This is a genomic window from Bradyrhizobium genomosp. I (2014) (assembly GCF_000261685.1).
In the GTDB taxonomy this organism is placed as follows: Bacteria; Pseudomonadota; Alphaproteobacteria; order Rhizobiales; family Xanthobacteraceae; genus Bradyrhizobium.
On sequence record NZ_AJQE01000062.1, the window covers coordinates 1 to 5,738 of the forward strand.

6 protein-coding genes are annotated in these 5,738 nt (G+C 62.5%); 4 read left to right on the forward strand and 2 right to left on the reverse strand.

Annotation, left to right across the window (positions count from 1 at the left end; translation table 11 throughout):
• On the forward strand, positions 1-879 hold an 879-nt coding region (locus IC50_RS06620; protein WP_035702049.1), incomplete at its 5' end, for a NupC/NupG family nucleoside CNT transporter.
• A 114-nt stretch (positions 880-993) separates the two neighbouring features.
• Here IC50_RS06620 and IC50_RS06625 read toward each other — a convergent pair.
• Positions 994-1,521: a cupin domain-containing protein gene (locus IC50_RS06625; RefSeq protein ID WP_035702052.1), complete on the reverse strand. Its 528-nt coding sequence runs from the start codon at positions 1,519-1,521 to the stop codon at positions 994-996.
• A gap of 214 nt (positions 1,522-1,735) precedes the next feature.
• Between IC50_RS06625 and IC50_RS06630 the strand changes: the two genes are divergently transcribed.
• Positions 1,736-3,865 carry an O-linked N-acetylglucosamine transferase, SPINDLY family protein gene (locus IC50_RS06630; RefSeq protein WP_035702054.1) on the forward strand — a complete coding sequence of 710 codons (2,130 nt, stop codon included), beginning with the start codon at positions 1,736-1,738 and terminating at the stop codon, positions 3,863-3,865.
• A gap of 8 nt (positions 3,866-3,873) precedes the next feature.
• On the opposite strand, the gene IC50_RS06635 is transcribed toward IC50_RS06630, so the two are convergent.
• Positions 3,874-4,161 (reverse strand): usg protein, encoded by a 288-nt coding sequence (locus tag IC50_RS06635; protein ID WP_028177340.1) that lies wholly within the window; start codon positions 4,159-4,161, stop codon positions 3,874-3,876.
• 380 nt (positions 4,162-4,541) lie between these two features.
• Between IC50_RS06635 and IC50_RS06640 the strand changes: the two genes are divergently transcribed.
• Both IC50_RS06640 and groEL read left to right on the forward strand, forming a co-directional pair.
• Positions 4,542-4,856 carry a co-chaperone GroES gene (locus tag IC50_RS06640; RefSeq protein ID WP_025037205.1) on the forward strand — a complete coding sequence of 105 codons (315 nt, stop codon included), beginning with the start codon at positions 4,542-4,544 and terminating at the stop codon, positions 4,854-4,856.
• Between the two features lie 45 nt (positions 4,857-4,901).
• Positions 4,902-5,738 (forward strand): chaperonin GroEL (gene groEL / locus IC50_RS06645; protein WP_035702056.1); only part of this gene is annotated, 837 nt, incomplete at its 3' end.

Consider the following 5,738-nt stretch of genomic DNA (forward strand, 5'->3'; position numbering starts at 1 on the left):
GCCTGGCTGCTCGAACGCACGCTCGGCGTCGGCGGCGCGGTGGGGCTGTCAACCGCCGCCAATATCTTCCTCGGCATGGTCGAGGCGCCGCTGTTCGTGCGGCCGTATCTGGCACAGATGACCCGCAGCGAGTTGTTCCTGGTGATGACCGGCGGTATGGCGGGCATCGCCGGCACGGTGCTGGTGCTCTATGCGACGCTGCTTGCGCCCCTCATCCCCGACGCCGCCGCGCATTTCGTCATCGCCTCGGTGCTGGGCGCGCCGGCCGCGATCCTGGTCAGCCTGATCATGGTGCCGGAGACCTCGGACAAGCGCACCGGCGGCGCGCTGGAGGATCCCTGGGTCGCCAGCGATCCCGGGATGAACGTGTCCGGCACGATGGATGCGATCGTGAAGGGCACCACCGCCGGCCTCGAATTGTTGCTCAACATCGTCGCCATGCTGCTGGTGCTGGTGGCGCTGGTCCATCTCGTCAATGCCACCCTCGGTCTCTTGCCTGATATCGGTGGCGCCGCGATCTCGTTGCAGCGCCTGCTCGGCCTCGTCATGGCGCCGGTATGCTGGCTGATGGGATTGCCGTGGGATCAGGCAGTCACCGCCGGCAGCCTGATGGGGACCAAGACCGTGCTCAACGAATTGATCGCCTATGTCGACTTCTCGAAGCTTCCACCTGATGCGCTCGATCCGCGCTCGCGCCTGATCATGCTCTACGCGATGTGCGGCTTCGCCAATTTCGCCAGCCTCGGCATCATGATCGGCGGCCTCGGCGTGATGGCGCCGGAGCGGCGCGAGGAAATCAACGCGCTCGGGCTGAAGTCGATCGTGTCGGGGACACTGACGACGTGTCTGATGGGTGCGATGGTGGGGGTGCTGGGTTAGGCTACCTCCCCGCCGTCATTGCGAGCGAAGCGAAAGCAATCCAGAAATGTATCCGTGGAACAAGTCTGGATTGCTTCGTCGCAAGAGCTCCTCGCAATGACGACGGAGAGAACCCTACGCCTTCAACTCCACCGTCTTGAACTCTGCCGGCAAAATCACTTCCAGCAGTTCCACGTCGTCCGAATAATCCAGAATCATGTGCCTGATCTTCGGCGGCTGGGTCCAGGCGCTGCCTTGCTTCATCAAGGTCTCACCCTGCCCGTCCATATAGGTCTTCACCCAGCCCTTGAGCACGTAGACCATCTGGAATTCGACGTCGTGATAGTGGAGCTTGGAAACCTCGGCCGGATTGCACGGGCCCTGCAGCCGGATCACGTGCGCCTGCGCGAGACCATGGGTCGCCTCGGCGATGCCGAGATCGCGGTACTTGGCATAGGCACGCAGGCCGTCAGCCTTGAAGTCTTCCTCGCGGTGATGGCTGATGGCGATGCGCTGCTTCGGCCGCACGGACTTCTTCGGAGCGACGGTGGGCGCCTTCGCCTTCACCGCCTTGCGCGCTGAGGATCGTGCCGCAGCCTTCACGCCGCTCCGCTTCTTCACCGCGGTCTTCGTTGCCGGTCTTGATGCCTTTTGCTTGGCCATTGTCTGCCTCCCTGATCTGAGCCGCGCCCTCCGGACGAGCCCGAAGGCAGACTATCCAGTCTTGGACGAGGCAGCAATTGCGGAGCTTGGGGCCAACTACTCGATGCCCCGATCGGTCGTAGCTTGCCGCAGGCTGTCGTGGCGAACGGTCATCGTCTCGTATTGGTTCTCACGCTGAAATAATCTCACCGCGAGATTCTGGGGGAATTGATTCATGAGCAGCAGCGTCGGTCAGCGTGCATTTCAGAATGCCCGGCTTCAGAAGCGGCAAAAAGCCGAAGTGCTGCCATTGCTCGGGCGCGCACTGCAGCTGCACAAGAAGGCACTACTCTCCGAGGCCCGGACTGCCTATCGCCAACTCCTCCAGATCGCGCCCAACCAGTTCATCGCACTGCATATGTTCGGAGTTCTGGAGTCTGATGCCAAAAACTATCAGCAAGCCGAAACTCTACTGAGCCGGGCGGTTGCCGTGGATCCGCGATCTGCCGAGGCTCATATGAGCCTGGGTGTCGCGCTGAATGGGCTAAAACGCCACGCCGAGGCCCGCGAGAGCTATCGAAAGGCCCTCGCCTTGCGGCCCAGCTACGCCCTGGCCCTGTCCAATCTCGGCAATGCGAGCGCGGCCCTTGATCTGCACCAGGAAGCGCTCGAGAGCTACGACAGGGCGCTCGCAATCGACGGAAACCTTGCCGAAGCCCACAACGGCCGGGGTGGGGTACTCTGCCGACTGCGCAACTATGATGAGGCTCTCGCAAGCCTCGACCGCGCGCTCTCGATCAAGCCTGACTATGCCGCGGCGCTGGCGAACCGCGCCGTTGCCTTGCGGGAGCTTCAGCGATTTGACGAAGCCATGGCGGATTGCAATCGGGCAATCGCGCTGGCGCCCGACGACGTGAATGGGTGGCTCTGGCGCGCCAATGTCCTGCTCCAGACCCGGCAAATTGCCCAGGCAATGGCCGATTGCGAGAGGGCTCTCGCGATCGCTCCCGATTCCGCGCAAGCTCATCTGGTGCTCGGCCTTTGTCTCGCCGGACTTGGCCGGGTCGACGAAGCGCTCGCCAGCTTGGACCGGGCCCTCGACATCCAGCCTGACCTCCAGAGCGCGATCTCCAGCAAGATATTCACGCTCGACTTCGTGACGGACGCCAGCGTTGAACAGCATCAGCTGGCGCGGCAGGTATGGTGGGAGCGGATCGGCGCGAAAATCGCGTCAGAAGCTGCGGCACCGCATGACAACAGCCGAGACCCGGATCGCCGTCTCGTGCTTGGCTATGTCTCCTCGGATTTCAACGCGCATTCGGCCGCGTTCATTTTCAAGCCGGTCCTGCAACACCATGACCGGGCGCGGTTCGAGATCGTGTGCTACTCGTGTTCGTCAAAAATGGATGCGACGACCAGCGAATTTCAAGGGATCGCCGATCGCTGGCGCGACGCCTCGCAATGGACCGACGATCGCCTCGCCGCTCAGATCCGCGCCGATCGCGTCGACATCCTGATCGACCTGTCCGGCCACACCAGAGGAAACCGCCTCGGCGTGTTTGCGCGCAAGCCGGCACCGATCCAGGTCCATGGCTGGGGCCACGGCACCGGCACCGGACTGCCAACGATCGATTATCTGTTCTCGGACCCGGTCGCGATCCCTGTCGCGGTGCGGCACTTGTTTGCGGAGACCGTTGTCGACCTGCCGTGCTTTGTGACGCTGGTGCCGCTGCCGGCCGGGATTGCGCGGGCGGAGGCGCCGGCTCTCTCGAACGGCTTCGTCACGTTCGGCGTCTTCAACCGCATCAGCAAGATTTCGGACGAGGCGGTTGAAGCCTGGTCCAGGATTCTCGGGCGGGTGCCGGGTTCACGACTTCTGGTCAAGGATTTTGCGCTGGACGATCAACTGGTCCGCGACAGCCTGCTGGCTCGGTTTGCAGCTTGCCGGTTGCCGGCCGAACGCGTCGATCTGGTCGGCGCCACCTCGCGAGACGAACACCTGACATCGTTCAATCGCGTCGATGTTTGCCTCGATACGTTCCCGCAGAATGGCGGCGTCAGCACTTGGGAAGCCTTGCAGATGGGCGTGCCGGTGGTCGCGAGGCTCGGCAATAGCCTGCCCGGCCGTGCGGCCGGCTCCATCCTTGCGGCGCTTGGCCTGCCGGACTGGGTCGCGGAAAGTGATGAGGCGTATGTCGAAATCGCGGCTGGCCATGCGGCGCAGATCGGCGACCTCGATCGATTGCGCCGAGGACTGCCCGGACAGATCAACGCTGCGGCCGCCGGCAACCCTGTCTCATATGCGCGAGCGGTGGACGAGGCCTATCGCGCGATGTGGACACGCTATTGCAAGGACGGCGTCTGATCTCCGCCTCAATGCAGCCGGAACACGCCATCCACGGCGCGCAGCTCGGCCGGCTTGATCAGCTTGGAGTGCGCGACGGTGACCGAATGGAGGGGGCCATCGAGCTTCTCCTGCCAGAACGCCAGGAAATCCTTCAGCGCCGGAAATTTCGGAAACATGTCGTAGTTCTGCCAGACGTAGGTCTGGAGTAGCGAGGGATGATCCGGCATCCGATAGAGAATTTGCGCCGTCGTCAGCCCGTAGCCCAGCATCTGTTTCCGGAAATCCTCGGAAACGCCCCCACTCCGCAGTCCCATGCCAAACCTCCTTTGCAGGAGCGCATTCAAGGGGCGGCCTGATCGGTGTGCGCCTTACGAGCCACCCGGTACTGATGCGCTCACATGAGAGAAATGTGACGCAAACTGACAATCCATCTCAAGCCCAAAAGTTTAACAAGCTGTTGAAATTCAATGCGTTAGCAGCAGACATGACTCCGTGCTAATACGGTCTCGGGCGCGGGTTAACGATGGACATGAGATTCTGGCAGTCCGCGCTTCCGGGTGCTGATTTTTCTGCTAGAAGCCCTTGCCCCCGCAAAAATCCTGTCCTATCTCTGCCTCGCTCGTGCTAGCACTCGCGGGCAACGACTGCTAATAATCCAAAATCCTCAACACGTGCAATTGCTTAGGAGGACTGCATGAAATTCCGTCCGCTTCACGACCGCGTCGTGGTCAAGCGCATCGACGCAGAAGAGAAGACCGCTGGCGGCATCATCATTCCCGACACTGCCAAGGAAAAGCCCTCCCAGGGCGAAGTCGTCGCCGTTGGCCCGGGTGGCCGCGACGAGGCCGGCAAGCTGATCCCGATCGACCTGAAGGTCGGTGACCGCGTGCTGTTCGGCAAGTGGTCCGGCACCGAGGTCAAGATCGACGGCCAGGACCTGCTGATCATGAAGGAGAGCGACGTGATGGGCGTTCTCGAAGTCAGCGAGTCCAAGAAGAAGGCGGCCTAAGAGCCTCCTCTCCCTCCCCAGTCAAACACCTCAAGGAAAATCCAGATGGCAGCCAAAGAAGTCAAATTCTCGGTTGAAGCGCGCGACAAGATGCTGCGCGGCGTCGACGTTCTCGCCAACGCGGTGAAGGTCACGCTCGGTCCGAAGGGCCGCAACGTCGTGCTCGACAAGTCGTTCGGCGCTCCCCGCATCACCAAGGACGGCGTCACCGTCGCCAAGGAGATCGAGCTCGACGACAAGTTCGAGAACATGGGCGCGCAGATGGTGCGCGAAGTCGCCTCCAAGTCCGCTGACGCGGCCGGCGACGGCACCACCACCGCAACCGTGCTCGCCCAGGCGATCGTGAAGGAAGGCGCCAAGTCGGTCGCCGCCGGCATGAACCCGATGGACCTCAAGCGCGGTATCGACCTCGCGGTCGAAGCCGTCGTTGCGGACCTCCAGAAGAACTCCAAGAAGGTCACCTCGAACGACGAGATCGCCCAGGTCGGCACCATCTCGGCCAACGGCGACCAGGAGATCGGCAAGTTCCTCTCCGACGCCATGAAGAAGGTCGGCAACGAGGGTGTCATCACCGTCGAGGAAGCCAAGTCGCTCGAGACCGAGCTCGACGTCGTCGAGGGCATGCAGTTCGACCGCGGCTACATCTCGCCCTACTTCGTCACCAACGCCGACAAGATGCGCGTTGAGATGGACGACGCCTACATCCTCATCAACGAGAAGAAGCTCTCCTCGCTGAACGAACTGCTGCCGCTGCTCGAGGCCGTGGTGCAGACCGGCAAGCCGCTAGTCATCGTCGCCGAGGACGTCGAAGGCGAAGCCCTCGCGACCCTGGTCGTGAACCGCCTCCGCGGCGGCCTGAAGGTCGCGGCCGTCAAGGCTCCG